This is a genomic window from Enhydrobacter aerosaccus (assembly GCF_900167455.1).
GTDB lineage: Bacteria > Pseudomonadota > Alphaproteobacteria > Reyranellales > Reyranellaceae > Reyranella > Reyranella aerosaccus.
The window spans coordinates 1,626,315-1,647,354 of sequence record NZ_FUWJ01000001.1 but is presented as its reverse complement, the minus strand read 5'-3'; the positions used below and the strand labels follow the sequence as shown (position 1 = coordinate 1,647,354).

The window sequence follows — 21,040 nt, the reverse complement described above, 5'->3', positions numbered from 1 at the left end:
CGGGCCATGGATCATTTCGCGCGGCTGGGAGTGCCGGCGGCGCTCGACCTGGAGCCTGCGGTTCTCGACAAGGCTTACTTCGCACTTCAGCGCCGATGGCACCCGGATCGGTTCGTCGGCAAGCCGGCTGAGGAACGGGCGCGAGCCTCAACGGAGGCGGCCGCGCTCAACGATGCCTATCGGACATTGAAGGACCCGCTGGCGCGGGCGGTCTACTTGGCTGGCCTGAAAGGCGTCGAACTGCCGGGCGACGGCAAGACCATCGATGATCCTGAGCTTCTGATGGAAGCGATGGAATCGCGCGAGGCACTGCACGACGCGACCACGATCGAGGCCATCGATTCGCTTGCCGATCAAGCTCGGCAGCAGAGTCAGCAAGCGCTGACAGCTCTGGGAAGTTTGTTCTTGCGGGACGACAAGCCCGCCATCAGAAAGGCGCTGCTTCGGCTGCGCTATCTCGACAAGTTCGCCGAGGAAGCCCAAGGGCGACGGGCGAATTTGGTCAAGAAAGTTGGGATCGCAAACGGATGACGCTGCTGGAGATCCATGAGCCGGGCGAGACACCCTTGCCGCATGCGGGCGAGGAAGCACTGGCCGTCGGCATCGATCTCGGCACGACCAATTCCGTCGTCGCGATCGCGCGCGATGGCAAGCCTGCGGCGCTGCATGACGAGGCGGGCAACTCCCTGGTGCCGTCGGTCGTCGCCTATCCGGCGGCGGGCGGCGTACTGGTCGGAGACCAGGCTCGGGGCTTGATGGCTTCCGAGCCGGATCGTGTCGTGGCGTCGGTGAAGCGACTCATGGGACGAGGCGCTCGCGACGTTCAGGCCGTGGCAGGTGTACTGCCCTACGAAATCGAGCCAGGTACCGGCGAAAGCGACATGGTGAAACTGCGCGTCGGTGGCAGGGCGCGGTCTCCGGTCGAAATCTCGGCGGAGATTCTGAAGACGTTGCGCGCGCGTGCCGAGGCGGCACTCGAGAAGCCTGTGGAGCGGGCCGTGATCACCGTACCGGCCTATTTCGACGATGCGGCGCGGACGGCGACCCGCGATGCCGCCCGCGTCGCAGGGCTCGAGGTCTTGAGGTTGGTCAACGAGCCGACGGCGGCCGCATTGGCTTATGGCCTCGATAAGGCAGCCGAGGGGCTGTACGCGGTTTACGATCTTGGTGGCGGCACGTTCGACTTTTCTCTGCTGCGCCTGGAGAAGGGCGTGTTCCAGGTGCTTGCGACCGGCGGAGATACGGCGTTGGGCGGCGACGACTTCGATCGGACGATCGCCGAGCGGATGCTCATGGAGCGCAAGCGGGACGGCATCGAGGACCGGATCGACGAAGCCGCGGTGAAGATCGCCCTGGCGCTGGCGCGTCAGATGAAGGAGCAACTGTCCAGTCGGGACAAGACTTCTGGTAGACTTGAACTCGGCAGCAAACCGTCGTTCCACGTCGTCACCCTCGAGGAATTTGAAGACGCGATTGGCGGCTACGTCGAACAGACTCTCGATATCGCGCGGCAGGTTCTGGCCGATGCGGCGATGGAGGTTTCCAAGATCGATGGCATCGTACTGGTCGGTGGCTCGACGCGGGTCCGGTTGGTGCGCGAGCGCGTCGCCGGGTTGATTGGCAAGCCGCCGCTTATGGACATCGACCCCGACGAGGTGGTGGCGCTGGGGGCAGCCCTGCAGGCGGAGGCATTGACCGGGGGATCGGACACGCTGCTGCTCGATGTGACGCCGCTGTCTCTCGGACTGGAGACGATGGGAGGGATGGTCGAGAAGGTCGTTCCTCGCAATACCCCCATCCCAGTACAGCTCGCGCAGGACTTCACCACCTATCAGGATGGCCAGACGGCGATGGCCATCCATGTGGTGCAGGGCGAGCGCGAGATGGTCGACGATTGCCGCAGCCTGGCACGCTTCGAACTTACCGGCATTCCACCGATGGCCGCGGGCGCCGCCCGGATCCGGGTGACCTTTGCCGTGGACGCCGACGGTCTGCTGACGGTATCGGCGCAGGAGCGCACCACGGGCGTGGAGCAACGGATCGAGGTCAAACCATCCTACGGCCTGAGCCAGGACGACATGGCGGACATGCTGTACGAAAGCCTGGAGCATGCAGAGGAGGATGTCGCGCGGCGATTGCTTACCGAATCGCGTGTCGAAGCCAGGCGCAATCTGCTTGCCCTGGAAGCGGCCTTGGCCAAGGACGGCAATTTGCTCTCAATCGAAGAAAGAGCGGCCATCGACGCGGCACGTGACCGCGTCGACAAAGCGATAGCCGGGGAAGATCGTGACGAAATCACTGCGGCGGCGGAAAGCCTGGAGTCGCTTTCCAAGCCTTTTGCCGAACGGCGTATGGATCGTGGTATTCGCGAGGCGCTGGCGGGGTTGTCGATGAGTGACTTGGAGCGCCGTGTCGGCGAATAACGAGGTCTGTCTGTATGCCGAAGATGACTTTCATTCTGAAGGACGGGTCGCGCAAGGAAGTGGATGCGCCGATCGGTCTTTCGGTCCTTGAGATTGCCCACCGCAATGGAGTCGATATCGAGGGGGCCTGTGAAGGCTCGCTCGCTTGCTCGACCTGCCACGTCGTGGTCGAGCCCGAATGGTTCGACAAGCTGTCACCGGCCAGCGAAGACGAAGAGGACATGCTGGATCTCGCTTTCGGCCTGACCCATACGTCCCGGTTGGGGTGTCAGATCCGCATAACCGAGGCGCTCGACGGGCTGGTGGTGAAACTGCCGGCTGCTACCCGGAACATGATGGTCGACAAGTAGGAGTTGCCGCGATGGCGGGAAAGCTGCGCTGGACGGACGTGCGCGACATTGCCATCGAACTTGAGGAGCGCCATCCCGAGGTCGATAATGTGAACCTGCGCTTCACCGATCTCCATCGCTGGGTGGTGGAGCTGCCTGCTTTCGGCGATGATCCGAGCCGGTCCAACGAGAAGATTCTCGAGGCCATCCAGGCGGCGTGGATCGACGAACGGGGGTAGTGGAACCTGCCCCAATTCGGCCCGGATTCGTGCCTTAAAGTGGCTGTGGAGGGGTCCATGAGGGGAAAGGCACTTAAGGGCGCGGCGACTGCACTTTTGTTGGCAGCGAGCGTCGGGGCCTGTGCGTCCAACGGCGTCCAGCCTGGGATCGTCAGCCGCTCGGGACCGCCCAGCACCTACAACCAAGCCGGCATTCCGAGCCAGAGCCAAGGCGTCTATGTGCAGAATGCATCCGCCTCCGCGGGCGCGACTTCGGGCGGGACAGCCGTGTCGCCTCAGCAAGCTGCGGCCGTTCCTGGCGAGAGCGGTCGGGTCGTGTCCATCAACGAAGTGGGGCTGCAGGGCGGCGGCGGCTCCGGCAACGGCTCCGTTATCGGCGGATTTCTGGGCGGCGTCGGCGGTGCGGTCCTCGGTGCCGTGACGGGGCAGACGGTAGGAAGCGGCATCGTCGGCGGCATTCTCGGCGCCGTGGGCGGTGCGATCGCCGGTTCGATCTTCGACGGCCGCCATGGAGACGGCGGCGGCGGTCGCGGCATCGAGGTGACTGTCCAGAAGGACGACGGCTCCAAGGTCACGATTGCGCAGCGCGATGACGGGGATATCCAACTCGGAGACCGCGTACAGGTCGTGCAAGGCCGGAACGGCGTCGCCCAGGTGGTCCGCGATACCTCCCGAAACCCTGATTGATTTCCTGCCGTTTGGACTTGGCGCACGGAGAGAGGGATTTTTGATGTCGGTTAAGTGGCTTCTCGGTCTGCTTGTGCCCCTGGCACTCGCGACGACGTTGGGTGCGTGCGAGAATCAAGGCGTCCGGCCCGGCGTGGTGCAGAACGCCAGCGGCTATCGCGGCGAGACGGGACGGGTGGTCTCCATTCGGGAAGTCCCACTTTCAGGATCGACCGGCTCGGGTGTCAGTCAGGGGACGTTGGTCGGCGGCGGTCTCGGCGCCGCAGGTGGCGCCATCACAGGGGCTGCGATCGGCCATAACGCCGGGAGCGCGGTCCTCGGTGGTGTTCTGGGAGCCGTCGGTGGTGCCATTGCCGGTACCGCCATCGATCGAAACGGCGGGACCCGCCGCGGTATCGAGGTGACCGTCCAGAAGGATGATGGCTCCAAAGTCACGATCGCCCAACCAGACGACGGTGACGTGCAGATGGGTGATCGGGTGGTCGTGGTCTATGACAGCCATGGTGTCGCCAAGGCCGTGCGCGATACCAGCTATCGGCGGGATTAGCGACCGGCTGGCGGCGGCAGCGGCCGGGTCCTATATAGGCCTGGCCATGGCTTCGAACTCTCTCGGGATCGACAAGACACCGCGCGACACCCGCGTGGTGGTTGCCATGTCCGGTGGCGTCGACTCGTCCGTCACCGCGGCCCTGCTCAAGGAGCAGGGGTATGACGTCGTGGGCATCACGCTGCAGCTCTACGACCACGGCGCGGCGATCGGGAAGGCCGGCAGCTGCTGTGCCGGTCAGGACATCCGCGACGCGCGGCAGGTCGCCGAAAGGCTTGGCATCCCGCATTACGTGCTCGACTACGAAAGCCGGTTCCGCAACGACGTGATGGAGGCTTTTGCCGACTCGTACCTGCGCGGTGAAACGCCTGTCCCCTGCATCGCGTGCAATCGCACCGTAAAGTTCCGCGATCTCCTGAGGACCGCTCGTGAGCTTGGTGCCGAGGCGCTGGCGACCGGCCACTATGTGCGTCGAGTGATGGGTGAGGCTGGCCCCGAACTGCATCGTGGTGCCGATCCGGCGCGCGATCAGAGCTACTTCCTGTTCGGCACCACCGGCGAACAGCTCGCCTTCCTGCGCTTTCCGCTGGGGCATCTCTCCAAGGCCGAAACGCGGGCGATTGCCGAACGCTTCGACCTGGATGTGGCCGAGAAGCCCGACAGCCAGGACATCTGCTTCGTTCCGAACCGGGATTATGCGGCGGTGGTCCAGAAGCTGCGACCCGAAGCGAACGATCCCGGCGAGATCGTCGACATGAGTGGGCGAGTGCTGGGCCGACACGAGGGCATCGTGCGCTTCACTGTGGGCCAGCGGCGCGGATTGGCCATCGGCGAGCGGTCGGGAACCAACAACGAGCCGCTCTTTGTCGTCAGGCTGGAGCCCGAAACGCGGCGCGTGATCGTCGGCCCGCGCTCGGCGCTCGGCCGCAACGAGATCATGCTCGATGATGTGAACTGGCTGGGGCCGGACTTCGACGGTTCTTTGCCTGTACAGGCTCGAGTCCGATCCTCTCAATCCCTGCGGCCGGCAACCGTCTCACGCAATGGCTCCCAGGTCGCCGTTCGGTTTGCCGAACCGGAAATCGGCGTGTCGCCGGGACAGGCCTGCGTGATCTACGATGTGGAGAAGGGCGAGCGCGTTTTGGGCGGAGGCTTCATTCGCCGCTGGGCCTGACGGCAGGTACCTCGTTCTGTCATCACGTCGTCACGACACGGCCCGATAAGGCCGCCATGTCACAGGACGGCTTCAATCGCTTCTGGTCGCGGCGGGACCACCTACGTGCTTTCGCTTTTGCTCTCGGCCTGGGGAGCATACCCGCATCGACGCTCGCGCAGTCGGCTGCCTATCCCAGCAGGCCGATCAAGCTCGTGATTCCCTATCCGCCGGGCGGCGGGACCGACATCACCGGCCGAGCGATGGCGCAGCGGATGTCCGAGGCCTTGGGGCAGTCTGTGATCATCGAGAACAAGCCCGGTGCCACCGGCATGATCGGTGCGGCCGTCGTCGCCAAAGGTATGCCGGATGGCTACACGGTCCTGTTCGGGGCGGCGAGCGAAATGGCAATCAATGCCAGCCTGTTCAGGAACATGACCTACGATCCCCGCGCCGATTTCGAGCCGGTCAGCCTTGTCGCGGTTTTTCCCCTGGTCTTCGTTGCACCGACATCCAGCAATCAGTCGCTCCGTGAGCTCATCGATGCTGCCGGCCGGAAGCCGGCGTCGGTCAGCTATGGATCCATCGGTAGTGGCAGCCCTCAGCATCTGGCTGCCGAACTTTTGTCGAGCATGGCCAAGGTCAAGCTTCTCCATGTTCCGTACAAGGGCTCTGGGCCGTTGGTGCAGGACGCTGTCGGTGGCCATCTCGATATGGCCGTCAGCAGCGTGCCGCCGGCGGTGCCGCTGGTGAAGTCCGGGAAGCTTCGAGCCCTTGCGGTGACGTCAGCGGTTCGGTCGGAAGCGCTGCCCGATGTGCCGACGATGGCCGAACTCGGCTATCCGGGTTACGAGTTCAATACCTGGGTTGGCATGGCCGTTCCCAAGGGGACGCCCAACGACGTCATCGCACGCCTGCACCAGAGTCTGATCGCCGCCTTGCAGGCGAGCGATGTCCAGGCTGCCTTGCGGGATCAGGGAGCCGTGCCGGTCGGCTCGACGCCGGCAGCGTTCCGGGAATATGTGCAGGCGGAGATCGCGAAAAGCGACCGGATCGTTGCGGATGCCGGAATTCAACCAGAGTAGCAGCCCGCTCGCTCGGCAATATCCTCTATGATGCCATCATGACTGAACCGCGCTACCGCCGGGCAATCCTCCTCGTCTGTGATGGGCTAGGCAACGAGTGGATCAACGACGCGCATACTCCCACGCTGGCGGCCCTTCGAAGGCAGCATCGAAGTGCTGGCAACCATCGCGCGGTCTTTCCCTCCGTCACGCGCGTTTCGGCGGCCTCGATCGCGACGGGTTGCTTTCCCGGCCAGCATGGCCTCGAAGGAAACCAGATGGCATTGGTGGAGGACGGACGCATCGTCGTGCACAACGCCGGCGTGGCTTCCTTCCGCCAGACCCTGCGGCGAGTCACGGGACAGACGTTACGAATGCCAACGCTGGCTGAACGGCTTGCCCCCGTCGGTGGCCAGATCGCCTACTCGAACGTATCGCCGGGGGCAGCCTATTTTCTCGATCCCGACCATTTCGGGATTGTGCGCCACCGCGCCGGATCGTTCGGACCCGGTGGCGTGCCGTTGAATGGGGAAGGCCATCTCGACGTCAGCCACGACCTCGACGGCGACATGGTGACCGCGCAACGGTTTTGCCGGGAGTTGGTGCCCGCGGACGGCGTCAAGCTGGGCATTCTGTGGCTGGCGAACCCCGACCTGACCCTCCACCACGACGCCCTGGGTTCGCCGCAGCATCTGCATGCATTGAAGGTGACGGACGAACTGGTGACCATGGTCGTCGAGGCGATAAGGGCGCACGAGGATCGTTTCGACACACTTCTGCTCATCGGCTCCGATCACGGCCACGAGACCATTGGCCGATCCATCCATGTCGGGAACTGGCTTAGCGCCAACGGCCTCGAAGTCGAGGTGCGGCAGGGCCGCGTCGGGGTCGCCTCCCAGGGGACCTCCGCGCTCCTTTACGCGACGGCGGACGCCCGTCCGGCATTGCAGAGTCTTTTGCCGAGGCTGGAGCGCGAACCCTGGGCTGGCGCGATCCTGACGGGAGAGGCGCTGGCACAGACAGGCTTGTTCGCCGACACCCTCGTTGCCGCCGTCGACACGGCGCGGCACGAAGAGGTCAATCCCTATGGCGTGACCGGTACACGGTGGCTGATCGAAGACGGCGAGGGGACGCCCGAGATCGGGTGCGGCCATCACGGTGGCCTGGGGCCTGGAGAGACCCGCCCGTTCCTGACTGTAGTCCATCCCGACTTCGGGGCCGGCTTGGTCGAACGTCCCACCAGCCTGGTGGATATCGCGCCGACGATCCTGCATTTTCTCGGGCTGCCGGCCGACGGGATGGACGGCAGACCTATCGTGCCGTGAAGGCATTCGGCTTCCTTGACAGGCTGCCGCGTCGCCGCTTAATACCGCCCACCCATGGCTGGGTAGCTCAGCTGGTTAGAGCACGGCACTCATAATGCCGGGGTCGGCGGTTCAAGTCCGCCCCCAGCTACCATTTTTCAGGCCTCGGTCGGACTCCCGGCCGGGGCCTTTCCATTGTGGGGCGGATCGGCCAGCTTATGGGCATGAACAACGGGCATATGCATCAGACCGACGTCGTGATCGTGGGCGCAGGGCCGGTCGGCCTGTTTGCGGTGTTCGAGTGCGGCATGGTTCGGCTCCGCTGCCATGTGGTCGATGTGCTGGAAGACGTCGGCGGCCAATGCACCGCGCTCTATCCCGAAAAGCCGATCTACGACATTCCGGGCTTTCCGCGCGTCGAGGCGGCCGAGCTCATCGTCCGGCTGAAGGCCCAGGCAGCGCCATTCCAGCCGGTCTATCATCTTGGCCAACAGGTTCAGTCGCTCGAGCCGGCCACCGGTGGCTTCTGGCAGCTCACCACATCCAAAGGAACGGTGATCCAGGCTCGCGCCGTGATCGTCGCGGCCGGCGTTGGCGCCTTCGGGCCGAACCGACCGCCGCTCGACGGCATCGAAGCGTTCGAAGGCAAAAGCGTCTTCTACTACGTCACGCAGCGTGAGAGCTTCCGCGGCAAGCGAGTCGTCATCGCCGGTGGCGGCGACACGGCGGTGGATTGGGCCTTGTCGCTCGCCGAGGTCGCGGCCCGGGTCTCGGTGGTGCATCGCCGCGATCGGTTCCGCGCCGCGCCGGAGAGCGAGTCTCGGCTCAAGGCGCTGGTTGCAGCCGGCAAGATCGACCTCGTGGTTCCCTATCAGCTCCAGAGCCTCGATGGCGTCGACGGGCGGCTCATGGCGGTGAATGTCGCAACCCTGGACGGCGTGGAGAAGAAGATCCCGGCCGATATCCTGCTGCCGTTCTTCGGCCTGTCGATGTCCTTGGGGCCGATCGCCGAGTGGGGCCTGGCGCTGGAGCGCAATCAGATCTCGATCGACCCCGCCACGGCGGCGACCAACCGGCCGGGACTGTTCGCGGTCGGCGATGTCGTGACCTATCCCGGCAAACTGAAGTTGATCCTCACCGGCTTCGCCGAGGCCGCCGTTGCTGCGCGCTCTGCCTATGGCCTGATCCATCCCGAGCAGCCGCTGCACTTCGAATACTCGACGACTTCGGGCGTGCCCGCCGCCTGATCACGCCGTTGCTGGCCGGAATTTGCGCAAGGCCGCTAGCCGGGCGGCGTAAGGCGGTTCGTTCTCCGGTACCAGCGTCGGCGGGACAATGGTCTCGGCAAAATGGCAGGCGACCTTTTCTCCCTCCTGGCCGATTGGCCGTAGTGCTGGCTCTTCGACCTTGCACCGATCCTTGGCGTAGGCGCAGCGCGTGTGGAAGCGGCAGCCTGACGGCGGATTGAGCGGGCTCGGGATGTCGCCGGTGAGGCGGATGCGCGCCCGCTGGGCACTCGGGTCGGGCACCGGCACGGCCGAGAGCAGGGCCTGGGTATAGGGATGACGCGGCATGGCGAACAGCTGCCGCTTCGGCGACAGCTCGACGATCTTGCCGAGATACATCACGGCGACGCGATCGCTGATATGGCGCACCACGGCGAGATCGTGGGCAATGAAGATGTAGGAGAGGCCGCGCTTCTCCTTGAGGTCCTGCAGCAGGTTGATCACCTGCGCCTGGATCGACACGTCCAGCGCCGAGACGGGCTCGTCGCAGACGATGAGCTTGGGCTCGGAGGCAAGCGCGCGGGCGATGCCGATCCGCTGACGCTGGCCACCCGAAAATTCGTGCGGATAGCGCAGCGCATGCCACGGCGAGAGCCCGACCTCGGCCAGCAGGCTATCGATGCGCTGGCGCAGCTTCGGCCCGGAGGCCAAGCCGTGCAGCCGCAGCGGCTCGGCCAGGGTCTCGCCGACGGTGAGGCGGGGGTTCAGCGAAGCGTAGGGGTCCTGGAAGATGATCTGAATGTCGCGCCGGAGGTCTCGCAAGGCGCGACGGTCGAGCGAACGCACGTCCTTGCCGGCAAAGCGGATGCTGCCGGCACTGGCCTCCATCAGGCGCAGGATCATGCGGCCCGTCGTGGACTTGCCACACCCGGATTCCCCGACGAGCGCCAAAGTCTCGCCCTCGGCGACCTCGAAGGAAAGACCGTCGACGGCGCGCACGCTGCCGATCTTGTTTTGGAACAGGACGCCACGATGCACTGCGAAGTGCTTGGCCAGGCCATCGACGGACAGGAGGGGTTCGCTCATGCCGCGGCGGCTCCTGCCAGGGTCTGGTCGAGTGGTGCCTTCCAGCATGCCGTACGGTGTCCCTTGCCGATCTCTTGCAGCGGTGGCGCCTCGCTGCGGCAGCGGCTGTCGGCCAGCGGGCAGCGTGGACTGAAGCGACATCCCGCAGGAAGGGCGAAGGGATTGGGAACGGTGCCTTCGATCGCCGTCAGCCGTTCGTCGCCATCGCTGCCGAGCCGCGGGATGGAGCCCAGAAGGCCCAGCGTATAGGGATGCTGCGGATCGGCGAACAGCAGGTCGACCGGCGCCTCTTCGACGATCCGCCCCGAATACATGACGATGACGCGGTGCGCCAGCTCGGCCACGACGCCGAGATCGTGGGTGATCAGCATGATGGCGGTGCCGGTCCGTTCCCGCAGGTCGCGCAGTAGATCGAGGATCTGCGCTTGGATGGTGACATCGAGCGCCGTCGTCGGCTCGTCGGCGATCAACACCTTCGGATCGCAAGCCAGCGCCATGGCGATCATGACTCGCTGGCGCATGCCGCCGGAAAGCTGGTGCGGATATTCGTCGAGACGCGTCTCGGGCGAGGGGATGCGCACGAGCTGAAGCATCTCCAGCGCGCGCGCCCGTGCTTCCGCCGGCCCGACCGCGCGATGCAGCAGAATGCCTTCGATGATCTGCGCGCCGATCGTCTGCACGGGATTGAGGCTGGTCATCGGCTCCTGGAAGATCATCGAGATCGCGCCGCCCCGCAGAGTGCGCATCTCCGCTTCGGGCAGATTGAGCAGGTTGCGGCCCTGGAACCGAACGGCGCCACCTGTGATGTGGCCCGGCGGGTTGGGCACAAGTCGCATGATGGACAGCGAGGTCACGGACTTGCCGCAGCCGGACTCCCCGACGATGCCAAGCGTCTCGCCTGGTGCCAGCGTGAAGCTGACGCCATCCACGGCTGCAAAGGTGTTGCCGCCCGACCGGAACTCGGTCCTGAGGGAATCGACTTCGAGAAGCGGGGTCATTGGACCGCGAGCTTGCCGCTCGCCCGATCATCAGTGGCCTGGAAGGCCGCGGTCCAGACGGCTGTCGTCATGTTACCGGCCTCGATTGCGGCAGCCGATCCTTGGTCAGGTAAACCGGCGGTGAAAGCGCATCCGCATCCCGACAGGCCCAATCCCGCTCGCTGACGGTCTTCAAGCGCCGCCGCTGGCCTTCGATCAAGCCCGCAGTCGCGGCTTCGACATCGATCGTCAGCACCTTGCCGTCGCGCACGACCTGCGCACCGTCGACATAGACGTGGCGGATGGCACGCTCGCTTGCCGAATAGATCAGGCTGCGCACCGGCTCGTGGCTCGGCTGCATGTAGGGATGGTTCATGTCGACGAGCGAGAAGTCTGCCTTGCAGCCGGGCGCCAGGCGACCGAGATCGGGCCGGCGCAGCATCTTGGCACCGCCGATCGTGGCGGCCTCGAAGGCATGCCGAGTGGTGCCCATCTTGTAGTTGCCGGTGAAGGCGCGCGCGACGTAGCAGGCGAGCCGGATCTCGTCGACCATGTTGTGGGGAAAGGTATCCGTTCCGATGCCGACGGTGATGCCGGCATTCATGTAGCGGCCGAGCGAATTCATCACCATGGCACGGCGCACGAACACGGTTGGGCAATGGGCCACGGACGCGCCCGAATCGCGCAGTCGCTCGAAGTCGTTGCCGTGTGGATAGTGGATCTGCGGATGGTCGTTGAGGAAGATGCCGTGACCGATGATCAAGTCTGGCCCCAGAACGCCGATCGCGCCCAGCCACTCGATGGGCGTCTTGCCATGGCGATGCATCATCTCGTGGAACTCGACCACCGCCTGGCAGGCATGGGTCTGCATCGGTATGCCGCGCTTCTTCGCCTCCTGGAGCGATTCGCGGAAGAAGCCCTCGTGGCAGGTATCGATCTGCGCCGGCCCGGCCATGGCACCGATGCGGCCGCTCGGATGCCGGATCGCCTCATCGATGGTCTTCATCGACGCTTCGAAGGCTTTCTCGCCGGCCTTCTCGTCCCAGGCATATTCGACCGTGTAGCCGTTCTTGGTGTACCAGGCGCCCTGGCGCATCATTGGACAGACGACGGCGCGAATGCCGGTCTTGGCGAGATCGTCGACCCAGCCGTCGCGCGCCATCGACAGATCGGTGATGGTCGTGACGCCGCTCTTCAGAAGCTCCGACATCGCCACCTGCGTCGAGGGGCCGGCGTCCTCCGGCGCCAGCCCGAATACGGTGAGATATTCGTAGAGCGAGCTCTGGCCCAGCTTGTCGCTGCCATACTCCTCCGTCAGCCCCTTGTTGGCCGGTTCCGAGAAGGGATGGCTGTGAACGTTGACGAAGCCCGGGATTGCCATGAAGCCCTTGCCGTCGATGGTCGTGTCGACGGGACCGCCATAGCCCGGTCCGACATGCACGATCTCGTTGCCCTTGAACACGAGATCGGCACTGTCGAGATAGACATGCCGCTGTTCCGCATCGTCCCAGGCGACGACATGGTCGAGGCCGGCGATCTTGGTCGTCTTCATGATTGCTCCATTCCTCCATCCATTCGGCGTATCGCCTTCCTCCTCCGACAGGAGGAGGAAGGCGTCAGGACCATTATTTGAAGGCGATGCCCAGCCCCTTGTAGAAGCCGCAGCCGTAGTTGCCGTGTGCCTTGATCGGCTTGAGGTTGGAGCCGGCGACGATGAACAGCGGTTCGTGGAATAGAGGGATCCACACGAAGGCGTCGTGGACCTTCTTCTGGACCGCTTCGTAGGCAGCGGCGCGGGTCGCGTCGTCCGTGGCCGTCATGCCCTTGTCGAGCAGATCGTCCGTCTCCTTGTCCTTCCAGTTCATGCGGTTGGGCGTGGGGACGTTGGCCGACCGGAAGTAGAGGTTCAGGGCGTCGCCGGCGCTGACATAGGGGAAGCTCATGCCGAAGGCATCGAACTCCTGCGTGGCGAGCTTGCCCCAGGCGACGGTCGCATCGAACAGCTGTATCTGGAGATCGACACCGACCTTGCGCAGATCTCCCTGGACCGCCTCGGCGATCTCCTTGAAGGCGCCCGAGATGCCGTACAGGACCGGGGCCAGCTTCTTGCCGTCCTTGTAGCGGAAGCCATCCGGGCCTTTCTTCCAGCCCGCCTCGTCCAGCAGAGCTTCAGCCTTCTTGACGTTCTCGCCGTACAGGGTCTTGTCGAGCTTGCCGTTGTAATCGAGCACGCCGGGCTCGAGCATCGTGTCGGCTGGCTCGGCGAAGCCGAAGGTGACCGCGTCCGTGATGGCCTTCTGATCGACGGCCAGGTTGAGCGCTTCGCGTACGCGAATATCGCTGACCAACGCGTGATCGACCTTGAAGCCGATGAAGTAGGTCCAGAAGTAGTTCTCGGCCTTGGTGACCGAGAGCTTCTTGTCGGCCATGAGATCCTTGAGCGCCCAGTAGGGAACGTACTGGCTGGCGTCGGACGGGTCGGTCTGGAGCGCGGTTACGCGCGTATTCTCTTCAGGCATGATCTTCCAGACCACCTTGTCGACCTGCGCTTCGGTGTACGGGTAGATCGGCGGGCCCCACTTGTAGCCGGCATGCTTGGTCAGCACGGTCGAATCGCGCGGGGTCCAGCTTTCGAAGCAGTAGGGACCGGTTCCGTCGAAGCCCTTCACTCCGAAATCCGCCCCGAGCTGCTTCGCCTGCTCGACATTGATGATGGTGTGGAAGTACTGCGTCATCTGGTAGAGCAGTTCGGAGAACGGCTTCTTGAGCTTGTATTCGACGGTGTAATCGTCAGGCGCCGAGACCTTGTCGACATCGCCCATGCGCCATTTCACCAGGCCCTTGGTCTCCGGGTCGAGCCAGCGCTCATAGGTCGCCACCACATCCTTGGCCGTCAACTTCTTGCCGCTGCAGAAGGAGACGTCGTCGCGCAGCTTGAAGGTATAGGTGAGACCGTCCGGCGACACCGACCAGCTCTTGGCGAGGCCGGGCTTCAGTGTCTTCATGTCGAAGTCGAGATTCACCAGCGTGTCGCCCATCATGTAGATGACTTCCGCACCCGACCGTGAGGTCGACTTATGCGGATCATACCGGTCGGTGTCGATCTCCCGCAGGATGGTCACGGTCCTCTGCGCGAAAGCCGGTGTTGCCGCCGTCACGGCGGTCGCCATCGCGGCGAGCGTTGCCCACATGAAACGCTTACTCATATTGCCCTCCTATTGCCTGAGCTTGGGATCGAGAGCGTCGCGCAAGGCGTCGCCGAGAATGTTGAAGGCGAGAACGACCAGGAAGATCACCGCGCACGGCAATGTCGACACGTGCGGCGCGATGGTCAGGAACTTGCGGCCGTCGGCGGCCATGCTGCCCAGTTCGGCGACCGGTGGCTGGGCGCCAAGGCCCAGGAAGGACAGGGCGGCGCCTAGCAAGATCGCCTGCCCGAGCTGCAGCGTCATGTAGATCAGGATCGTCGGCCAACAGTTGATGGCGAGATAGCGCCAGATCAGGGCACCGTCCCCCAATCCGACGGCACGGCCAGCTTCCATATATTCCTGCTGCATCACCGACGCCGCAGCACCTCGGGCGATGCGTGCGATCGTGGGGATGGAGGTGACGCACAGCGCCAGCACCAGGCCGGGAAGGCCGGCCCCGACGACGGCTGCAATGGCAAGGCCGAACAGGATTGGCGGGAAGGAGAGCAAGACGTCGACCAGACGCATCAAGGGCGTGTCGAGGCGACGATAATAGGCGGCCAGCAATCCGATCGACGTGCCGATGCCGCCGCCGACCATGACGGCGATCACGCCGATGGCGAGGGTGGAGCGCAAGCCGAACAGAAGCCGGCTCACCATGTCGCGCCCGGTCTGGTCGGCACCGAGCAGGAACTGGGCACAGCGCGCTGAGCCAATGCCGCAGAGGCGATAGCGCATGTTGCTGGCATAGGGATCGAACGGAGCGATCCAGGGCGCCAGCAGCGCAGCCGCCACGAGTAGGAAGAGGAAGAAGGCAGCGATCGCGGCGGGTGGATCCCGCAGAATCCGGCGCCACACCGCGTTCTTGCGGCGGAGAATGGCGATTGCGCGCTGATCGGCGTCACTCTGGAGCGGCAAGGCGGCATCGGTCATGGGATGCTCAAGTTCTGGCTATCCGAGGATCGAGATAGGCGTAGAGCACGTCGACCAGCAGGTTCACGACCATATAGCCGATCGCGAGGATCAGGATAGAACCTTGAGCCAGTGGAAAATCGCTCGAGGTAATGGCGCCCACCGCCATGCGTCCCACGCCCGGCCAGGAGAACATGGTCTCGGTGACCACCGAGCCGCCCAGCAGGAAGCCGATCTGCAAGCCGATCAGGGTGACGACGGGGATCAACGCATTGCGCAAGGCATGGCGTATCGTAACCCGCCAGTCGGAGGCGCCCTTCGCCCGCGCGGTACGCACGTAATCGGCGTTCAGCGTCTCGAGGAGGGAGGTGCGCGTCATGCGCGCCACCGGACCCACGAAGATGGCGCCGAGGGTCACTGCGGGCAGGATGATGCTCTTGAGGCCGGTCGGGGTCCAAATCGGTCCGTCGCGACCCTGGAACGGCAACCATCCGGCACCGCCGACATGCTGGATCAGCAGCAGCCCGACCCAGAATACCGGCACGGACACGCCCATCACCGACAGGGCCATGATGGCGCGATCTATCAAGGTCCCGCGCTTTCGCGCAGCGAGGGTACCCAGTACGATTCCAAGCGGCGCCGCCCAGATCAGGCTCGCCAACATCAGCTCGATCGTCGGCCACAAGGTATTGCCGATTTCCTCGGCGACCGTGCGATTGGAAATCATCGAGCGGCCGAGATCGAGCTGCAGCACTCGAACGAGATACTTGCCGAATTGCACATAGAGCGGTTTGTCGAGGCCCATCTCCTGGCGGATCGCCTCGATGTCGGCCTTTGTGGCGCTAGGACCGGCAGAAACGGTTGCCGGATCGGTAGGCACGACCTGCAGCAATAGAAAGCCGATCAGCAATACTCCGAGCAAGACAGGAAGAGAAATCACCAGCCGATGAGCGATATGCCGCGCCATTTCGTTCGAAACCTGCCCCTTTCCCCGCTAAGACAGTGGCCGAGACCGTCTCGCTCGACAAGCGTGGGACGGCTGGCACAATCGCTGCAAGAAACGCGCCGGGAAAATTGTCATGTCTTCAGGAAAACTCACAGAGCAGGCCAAAGGCGTCTTCATCATCGCCGCCACGCCGTTCACGGACGACGGCGCGCTTGATCTGCAGAGCGTCGACACGCTGACCGATTTTTATTTGGGCTGCGGCGTACATGGATTCACGCTGCTCGGCATGATGGGCGAGGCGCATAAGCTGACGGGCGAGGAATCGATCGACGTCGTGAAGCGCGTGATCGGCCGTGTCGGCAGTCGCCAGGTCATCGTCGGCGTAAGCCATGCCGGCCTCGAGAATGTCCGACGCCTGGCGCACGAGGTGATGATCGCTGGGGCCGCCGGCGTCATGGTGGCGCCACCTCCGGGTCTGAAGGGCGATGACGGCATCTACAATTACTATGCGCAGGTCTTCCAGGCGCTGGGGCCCGACATCCCCGTCGTCTATCAGGATTATCCGCAGGCTACGGGAGTCTATCTGCCGCCGACCGTCTTCGAGCGGCTGGTCGACGACTTCAAGCAGCTCGTGATGCTGAAGCACGAGGATGCGCCCGGCCTCGCCAAGCTCACTCGCGTGCGCGAGAGCGAAAAGAAGCCCGGCCGTCGTCGCGTCTCGATCCTGGTCGGCAACGGCGGTCTCTACTATCCGCAGGAGCTGCGACGCGGTGCCGACGGTGCCATGACGGGATTTGCCTGGCCGGAGATGCTGGTCAAGGTCTATGACCTGTTCGCTTCCGGCAAGGCCGAGGAGGCTGAGGACCTGTTCGATATCTATCTGCCGCTGGTGCGGCACGAAGTGCAGCCGGCGATCGGCTTGGCCTTGCGCAAGGAAGTGCTGTTCCGGCGCGGTGCGATCAAGAGTCCAAAGCAAAGGGCGCCGGGATCGTCGCTGACGGCGACGGACAAGGCCGAGCTCGAGAACATGATCGAGCGACTGGAACGCCGTCTGGCGGACGCGGGACGCGGCTCGAAGATGGCGGCGGAGTAGGGGGCAGAGTAGAGAGATATGGCTGATTACGACCTGATCGTTCGCAACGCGAAGATCGTCAACGACGACCGCCAGATCGAAGGTGACATCGCCGTCAAGGATGGCGTGATCGCTGCCATCGAGCCCGGCATCAAGGGCAAGGGCAGGCGCGAGATCGATGCAGCCGGCAAATTCGTCCTGCCGGGCGGCATCGACAGCCACGCCCATATCGAGCAGAAGTCCGGCTTCGGCATCATGTGCGCCGATGACTTCTATTCGGGCACGGTGTCGGCTGCATTCGGCGGCACGACGACGGTGATCCCGTTCGCCGCCCAGCATCGCGGCATGTCGCTGCGTCAGGTTGTGAAGGACTATCACGAGGCGGCGACGCCCAAGGCGGTGATCGATTACGCCTTCCACCTGATCGTGACCGATCCGACGCCGCAGGCACTGGGCCAGGACCTGCCGGCGCTGATCCGCGACGGCTACACCTCGTTCAAGATCTACATGACCTACGACGCCATGAAGGTGAGCGACTATCAGATGCTCGACATCCTGGCGCTCGCCCGCAAGGAAGGCGCGCTGGTCATGGTGCATGCCGAGAACCACGACATGATCCAGTGGCTGGCGCATCACTTGATCGAGCAGGGCCATGGGGCGCCGAAGTTCCATGCGATCGCCCATGCCCGTGTGGCGGAGGCCGAGGCGACGAACCGCGCCATCTCACTGGCCCGCCTGGTCGACGCGCCGATGCTGATCGTCCACGTATCAGAGATCGAGGCGATCGAGACGATCCGCCAGGCACAGAAGAAGGGGCTGAAGATCTACGGTGAGACCTGCCCACAATATATCGCGCTGACCGCCGACGATATGGACAAGCCCGGCGTCCAGGGCGCGATGTGGTGCTGCAGCCCGCCGCCGCGCGACAGTGCTGCGCAGGAAGCCGTGTGGGAGGGGCTGAAGGACGGCACCTTCCAGACCTTCTCGTCGGATCATGCGCCCTATCAGTTCAACGAGGGCGGCAAGATCCCGAAGGGCGACAAGACCACCTTCAAGGAGATGGCCAACGGCGTGCCGGGTATCGAGATCCGCCTGCCCATGCTGTTCAGCGAAGGCGTGCAAAAGGGCCGCATCACGATGCAGCAGTTTGTGGCGCTCACCTCCACGAACCATGCCCGCCTCTATGGCCTCTATCCGCGCAAGGGCACGATCGCGGTCGGCTCCGACGCCGACCTCGCGATCTGGGATGCCGACAAGGACGTGACGATCCGCTGGAAGGACCTGCACGACAATGTCGGTTACACGCCCTACGAGGGCCGCGAGATCAAGGGCTGGCCGACGGTCGTCGTCAGCCGTGGCCGCATCGTTGTCGAGGACGGGAAGCTGAACGCGGAGCGCGGCTCCGGCCAGTTCCTGCCGTGCGCTTCACCGGACTCCTCGAAGCCGCTCGGGCAGGCGGCGCCGGAGTTGCAGGCGATGAGCCGTTTTGGCGCCAAGCCGCTGTTCTAACCGGATTGCCTTTGCGGCTCGGACGCGCAAGCGGGTCGGGCCGCGATCCAATGTAGAGGTGAAAGCAAGATGTCTCGTCGTCTGAAAGTTTCCTCCGCCCAACTTGGGCCTATCAATCTCGCCGACAGCCGCGCCAGCGTGGTGAAGCGGATGATCGAGATGCTGAAGGAAGCCGATTCCCGCGGCTCGAAGTTCGTGGTGTTTCCCGAACTCGCGCTCACGACTTTCTTCCCGCGCTACTGGTACGACGATCCGAACGAAGTCGAGAAGTACTTCGAGAACCAGATGCCGAGCCCGGAGACGCAGCCGCTGTTCGAACTGGCGCGCTCCAAGGGCATCGGCTTCTATCTCGGCTATGCCGAGCGCTCCGAGGAGGGCGGCAAGGCACATCATTTCAACACCTCGATCCTGGTCGGACCCGACGGGCGTCTGGTCGGCAAGTATCGCAAGGTCCATCTGCCGGGCCATGACGACCATCGTCCGAACGTGCCGTACCAGCATCTCGAGAAGAAGTACTTCGAGGTCGGCAATCTTGGCTTCAACGTGTGGAAGATGTTCAAGGACGATGTCCGCATCGGCCAGTGCATCTGCAACGACCGTCGCTGGCCCGAGACTTTCCGTGTCATGGGCCTGAAGGGCGCCGAGATGGTGGTGCTGGGCTACAACACGCCGAGCGACAACGTCTATGCGCCGCATGAGCCGCCGTACCTGCGGGTGTTCCACCATATGCTGTCGCTGCAGGCAGCCGCCTATCAGAACGGCATCTGGGTCATTGCCACGGCCAAGGCCGGCAAGGAAGACGGCTTCTGGCTGCATGGCGGCTCGGCAATCGTCGCGCCGACCGGCGAGGTCGTCGCCAAGGGCACGACCGAGCAGGACGAGGTGATCTCCTACGACTGTGACCTCGCGCTTGGTGAATACATCCGCAACACCACCTTCAACTTCGCCAAGCACCGTCGTCCAGAGCACTACAAGCTGATCTCCGAGCGCACCGGCGTCGAGATCGATCTGGCGAACTAGGAGTCATCGATGCAATACGCCGCGTCCGACGTTAATTCGCACGACCGCTACAAGATCCTGACGGCGTTCGTGCTGCCGCGGCCGATCGCCTGGGTGACGACGCTGGGGCCGACGGGCGTGGTCAATGCCGCGCCCTTCAGCTTCTTCAACGTCTTCGCCGAAGATCCGCCGCTTTGCATGTTTGCCATCAACAAGAGGCCGGATGGGCGGATCAAGGACACCTGGAGCAACATCGAGCGCACCGGCGAGTTCGTGGTCAATCTGGCCGACGAGCCGCTGGCGCTGAAGATGCACGAATCGAGCGGTGACTTCCCGCCCGATATCGGCGAGGCGGATTATCTGGGATTGAGGCTCGCGCCGTCGGTTGACGTGAAGCCGCCAAGACTGGCTGATGCGCCGTGGGCGATGGAGTGCAAGGTCTGGCAGACGATCAACGTGAAGGACGACCGCCAGCTCGTGATCGGCGAGGGCCTGCGTTTCCACATTCGCGACGAGTTGTGGGATCCCAAGGCCATGCGCGTTCACATGGATAAATATCATCCGGTCGGCCGCATGTTCGCGGACCGCTACTGCCGTACCAACGACCGCATGGAGTTTCCGCCCGCGCCGGTCGTGAAGGCGAAGGCGGCGGAGTAGCTAGCTTCCCCAGGCGAGACGGGATCGGCCGATGGCCATGGAGACGGCGGCCTGGCTCGGTTCGACCACGGGAAGCCCGACATGACGCTGCAGCCGGTCGCGATAGCGGGCCATGCCGGCGCAGCCCATGACCAGGACATCGGCGCCATCTTCATCGCGCAGTTCGGCGGCGACCTCCGCCATGCGACTGAAGGTTCGGGCCTCGTCCGCCAACTCGACGACTCCGAGGCCGATGGCGCGATCGCCCGCCATGCGATCGTTCAGCCCCATCTGCCCAACATAGCGCAGATGGCGTGGAATGGATTTCCGCAGGATGGAGATCACGCCAAAACGCTGGCCAAGGGTGAGGGCTGTCAGGATGCCGCACTCAGCAATGCCCAGCACCGGCTTGGTGGTCACTTCGCGCGCGGCATGCAGGCCGGGATCCGAGTAGCAGGCGATGACGAAGGCCGAACAGTCGTTGTCACGGCTTCTCACCATGGCACTGATGGGAGCGACGACGCTCTCGACGTGCGCCTGTGTCTCAATGCCGGGAGGGCCGTCCTTCAATGTCACGCATTCGATGGCTGGTCCGCCGGTCATGCGCAACGGCTCCATGGCCTTGTCGATGCCGGCGGTGACGGCTTGGGTGGAATTGGGGTTGATGACGAGGATACGGTCGGGCTGGGACATGGCCTGAATCATGGCCTCCAAATTGCTATTCAACAACGTCTGTTCTAACG

Annotated in this window: 21 protein-coding genes and 1 tRNA gene; 15 read left to right on the top strand and 7 right to left on the bottom strand. The window is 64.2% G+C overall.

The features are described 5' to 3' along the window. The first annotated feature begins 6 nt into the window (after positions 1–6). The 11 genes from hscB to B5D62_RS07815 all read left to right on the top strand — a co-directional run bounded on the left by hscB (position 7) and on the right by B5D62_RS07815 (position 8,993). Positions 7–531 carry a Fe-S protein assembly co-chaperone HscB gene (hscB, locus tag B5D62_RS07865; RefSeq protein ID WP_085933197.1) on the top strand — a complete coding sequence of 175 codons (525 nt, stop codon included), beginning with the start codon at positions 7–9 and terminating at the stop codon, positions 529–531. Continuing rightward, positions 528–2,423, top strand: a complete 1,896-nt coding sequence (gene hscA, locus B5D62_RS07860) for a Fe-S protein assembly chaperone HscA (RefSeq protein WP_085933196.1) — start codon at positions 528–530, stop codon at positions 2,421–2,423. Before hscB ends, hscA begins: the two co-directional genes overlap by 4 nt. Before the next feature lie 23 nt (positions 2,424–2,446). Continuing rightward, positions 2,447–2,773 (top strand): ferredoxin family 2Fe-2S iron-sulfur cluster binding protein, encoded by a 327-nt coding sequence (locus B5D62_RS07855; RefSeq protein ID WP_419188772.1) that lies wholly within the window; start codon positions 2,447–2,449, stop codon positions 2,771–2,773. An 11-nt stretch (positions 2,774–2,784) separates the two neighbouring features. Then, positions 2,785–2,991 (top strand): Fe-S cluster assembly protein IscX, encoded by a 207-nt coding sequence (iscX, locus tag B5D62_RS07850; RefSeq protein ID WP_218190974.1) that lies wholly within the window; start codon positions 2,785–2,787, stop codon positions 2,989–2,991. Positions 2,992–3,048: 57 nt separating this feature from the next. Beyond that, positions 3,049–3,678: a hypothetical protein gene (locus B5D62_RS07845; RefSeq protein ID WP_139373757.1), complete on the top strand. Its 630-nt coding sequence runs from the start codon at positions 3,049–3,051 to the stop codon at positions 3,676–3,678. Positions 3,679–3,721: 43 nt separating this feature from the next. Beyond that, complete coding sequence (locus tag B5D62_RS34255; protein WP_085933193.1) at positions 3,722–4,225, top strand: hypothetical protein; 504 nt, start codon at positions 3,722–3,724, stop codon at positions 4,223–4,225. Positions 4,226–4,271: 46 nt separating this feature from the next. After that, on the top strand, positions 4,272–5,399 hold the full coding sequence (mnmA, locus tag B5D62_RS07835; RefSeq protein WP_231714739.1) for a tRNA 2-thiouridine(34) synthase MnmA: 1,128 nt from the start codon (positions 4,272–4,274) through the stop codon (positions 5,397–5,399). A gap of 56 nt (positions 5,400–5,455) precedes the next feature. Further along, the gene (locus tag B5D62_RS07830; protein ID WP_085933191.1) at positions 5,456–6,463 is read left to right on the top strand and encodes a Bug family tripartite tricarboxylate transporter substrate binding protein; all 1,008 of its coding nucleotides are present in this window, start codon (positions 5,456–5,458) and stop codon (positions 6,461–6,463) included. A gap of 38 nt (positions 6,464–6,501) precedes the next feature. Next, positions 6,502–7,767 (top strand): alkaline phosphatase family protein, encoded by a 1,266-nt coding sequence (locus B5D62_RS07825; RefSeq protein WP_085933190.1) that lies wholly within the window; start codon positions 6,502–6,504, stop codon positions 7,765–7,767. Positions 7,768–7,823: 56 nt separating this feature from the next. Further along, positions 7,824–7,900: transfer RNA gene (locus B5D62_RS07820), tRNA-Met, on the top strand. Between the two features lie 85 nt (positions 7,901–7,985). Then, entirely contained in the window at positions 7,986–8,993 is a 1,008-nt protein-coding gene (locus B5D62_RS07815; protein ID WP_231714738.1) for an NAD(P)/FAD-dependent oxidoreductase, read from the top strand. Here B5D62_RS07815 and B5D62_RS07810 read toward each other — a convergent pair whose 3' ends face one another. The 6 genes from B5D62_RS07810 to B5D62_RS07785 form a co-directional block, all read right to left on the bottom strand. Next, entirely contained in the window at positions 8,994–10,058 is a 1,065-nt protein-coding gene (locus B5D62_RS07810) for an ABC transporter ATP-binding protein (protein ID WP_085933189.1), read from the bottom strand. Continuing rightward, positions 10,055–11,056, bottom strand: a complete 1,002-nt coding sequence (locus B5D62_RS07805; RefSeq protein WP_085933188.1) for an ABC transporter ATP-binding protein — start codon at positions 11,054–11,056, stop codon at positions 10,055–10,057. Before B5D62_RS07805 ends, B5D62_RS07810 begins: the two co-directional genes overlap by 4 nt. 67 nt (positions 11,057–11,123) lie before the next feature. After that, the gene (locus tag B5D62_RS07800; protein WP_085933187.1) at positions 11,124–12,587 is read right to left on the bottom strand and encodes an amidohydrolase family protein; all 1,464 of its coding nucleotides are present in this window, start codon (positions 12,585–12,587) and stop codon (positions 11,124–11,126) included. Positions 12,588–12,660: 73 nt separating this feature from the next. After that, positions 12,661–14,241, bottom strand: a complete 1,581-nt coding sequence (locus B5D62_RS07795; protein WP_231714737.1) for an ABC transporter substrate-binding protein — start codon at positions 14,239–14,241, stop codon at positions 12,661–12,663. Between the two features lie 9 nt (positions 14,242–14,250). Further along, positions 14,251–15,156 carry an ABC transporter permease gene (locus tag B5D62_RS07790; protein WP_085933185.1) on the bottom strand — a complete coding sequence of 302 codons (906 nt, stop codon included), beginning with the start codon at positions 15,154–15,156 and terminating at the stop codon, positions 14,251–14,253. Positions 15,157–15,163: 7 nt separating this feature from the next. Continuing rightward, positions 15,164–16,102: an ABC transporter permease gene (locus B5D62_RS07785; protein WP_085933184.1), complete on the bottom strand. Its 939-nt coding sequence runs from the start codon at positions 16,100–16,102 to the stop codon at positions 15,164–15,166. A gap of 112 nt (positions 16,103–16,214) precedes the next feature. Here B5D62_RS07785 and B5D62_RS07780 point away from each other — a divergent pair, with 112 nt between their 5' ends. The 4 genes from B5D62_RS07780 to B5D62_RS07765 all read left to right on the top strand — a co-directional run bounded on the left by B5D62_RS07780 (position 16,215) and on the right by B5D62_RS07765 (position 20,318). Then, on the top strand, positions 16,215–17,174 hold the full coding sequence (locus tag B5D62_RS07780; protein ID WP_085933183.1) for a dihydrodipicolinate synthase family protein: 960 nt from the start codon (positions 16,215–16,217) through the stop codon (positions 17,172–17,174). Positions 17,175–17,192: 18 nt separating this feature from the next. After that, entirely contained in the window at positions 17,193–18,662 is a 1,470-nt protein-coding gene (gene hydA / locus B5D62_RS07775; protein WP_085933182.1) for a dihydropyrimidinase, read from the top strand. Between the two features lie 69 nt (positions 18,663–18,731). Next, positions 18,732–19,682 (top strand): N-carbamoyl-D-amino-acid hydrolase, encoded by a 951-nt coding sequence (locus B5D62_RS07770; protein WP_085933181.1) that lies wholly within the window; start codon positions 18,732–18,734, stop codon positions 19,680–19,682. 9 nt (positions 19,683–19,691) lie between these two features. Beyond that, positions 19,692–20,318, top strand: a complete 627-nt coding sequence (locus tag B5D62_RS07765) for a flavin reductase family protein (RefSeq protein WP_085933180.1) — start codon at positions 19,692–19,694, stop codon at positions 20,316–20,318. On the opposite strand, the gene B5D62_RS07760 is transcribed toward B5D62_RS07765, so the two are convergent. Further along, positions 20,319–20,990: an aspartate/glutamate racemase family protein gene (locus tag B5D62_RS07760; protein WP_085933573.1), complete on the bottom strand. Its 672-nt coding sequence runs from the start codon at positions 20,988–20,990 to the stop codon at positions 20,319–20,321. It lies immediately after the preceding gene. Positions 20,991–21,040: the final 50 nt, after the last annotated feature.

What these genes read in the sequence shown, in the direction of transcription:
- B5D62_RS07795 (WP_231714737.1), bottom strand. Translation starts at nt 14,241, where the DNA reads ATGAGTAAGCGTTTCATGTGGGCAACGCTCGCCGCGATGGCGACCGCC.
- B5D62_RS07765 (WP_085933180.1), top strand. Translation starts at nt 19,692, where the DNA reads ATGCAATACGCCGCGTCCGACGTTAATTCGCACGACCGCTACAAGATC.
- B5D62_RS07790 (WP_085933185.1), bottom strand. Translation starts at nt 15,156, where the DNA reads ATGACCGATGCCGCCTTGCCGCTCCAGAGTGACGCCGATCAGCGCGCA.
- B5D62_RS07805 (WP_085933188.1), bottom strand. Translation starts at nt 11,056, where the DNA reads ATGACCCCGCTTCTCGAAGTCGATTCCCTCAGGACCGAGTTCCGGTCG.
- hscA (WP_085933196.1), top strand. Translation starts at nt 528, where the DNA reads ATGACGCTGCTGGAGATCCATGAGCCGGGCGAGACACCCTTGCCGCAT.
- iscX (WP_218190974.1), top strand. Translation starts at nt 2,785, where the DNA reads ATGGCGGGAAAGCTGCGCTGGACGGACGTGCGCGACATTGCCATCGAA.
- B5D62_RS07760 (WP_085933573.1), bottom strand. Translation starts at nt 20,990, where the DNA reads ATGTCCCAGCCCGACCGTATCCTCGTCATCAACCCCAATTCCACCCAA.
- hscB (WP_085933197.1), top strand. Translation starts at nt 7, where the DNA reads ATGGATCATTTCGCGCGGCTGGGAGTGCCGGCGGCGCTCGACCTGGAG.
- B5D62_RS07815 (WP_231714738.1), top strand. Translation starts at nt 7,986, where the DNA reads ATGCATCAGACCGACGTCGTGATCGTGGGCGCAGGGCCGGTCGGCCTG.
- B5D62_RS07770 (WP_085933181.1), top strand. Translation starts at nt 18,732, where the DNA reads ATGTCTCGTCGTCTGAAAGTTTCCTCCGCCCAACTTGGGCCTATCAAT.
- B5D62_RS34255 (WP_085933193.1), top strand. Translation starts at nt 3,722, where the DNA reads ATGTCGGTTAAGTGGCTTCTCGGTCTGCTTGTGCCCCTGGCACTCGCG.
- B5D62_RS07800 (WP_085933187.1), bottom strand. Translation starts at nt 12,587, where the DNA reads ATGAAGACGACCAAGATCGCCGGCCTCGACCATGTCGTCGCCTGGGAC.
- hydA (WP_085933182.1), top strand. Translation starts at nt 17,193, where the DNA reads ATGGCTGATTACGACCTGATCGTTCGCAACGCGAAGATCGTCAACGAC.
- B5D62_RS07830 (WP_085933191.1), top strand. Translation starts at nt 5,456, where the DNA reads ATGTCACAGGACGGCTTCAATCGCTTCTGGTCGCGGCGGGACCACCTA.
- B5D62_RS07855 (WP_419188772.1), top strand. Translation starts at nt 2,447, where the DNA reads ATGACTTTCATTCTGAAGGACGGGTCGCGCAAGGAAGTGGATGCGCCG.
- B5D62_RS07785 (WP_085933184.1), bottom strand. Translation starts at nt 16,102, where the DNA reads ATGGCGCGGCATATCGCTCATCGGCTGGTGATTTCTCTTCCTGTCTTG.
- B5D62_RS07825 (WP_085933190.1), top strand. Translation starts at nt 6,502, where the DNA reads ATGACTGAACCGCGCTACCGCCGGGCAATCCTCCTCGTCTGTGATGGG.
- mnmA (WP_231714739.1), top strand. Translation starts at nt 4,272, where the DNA reads ATGGCTTCGAACTCTCTCGGGATCGACAAGACACCGCGCGACACCCGC.
- B5D62_RS07845 (WP_139373757.1), top strand. Translation starts at nt 3,049, where the DNA reads ATGAGGGGAAAGGCACTTAAGGGCGCGGCGACTGCACTTTTGTTGGCA.
- B5D62_RS07780 (WP_085933183.1), top strand. Translation starts at nt 16,215, where the DNA reads ATGTCTTCAGGAAAACTCACAGAGCAGGCCAAAGGCGTCTTCATCATC.
- B5D62_RS07810 (WP_085933189.1), bottom strand. Translation starts at nt 10,058, where the DNA reads ATGAGCGAACCCCTCCTGTCCGTCGATGGCCTGGCCAAGCACTTCGCA.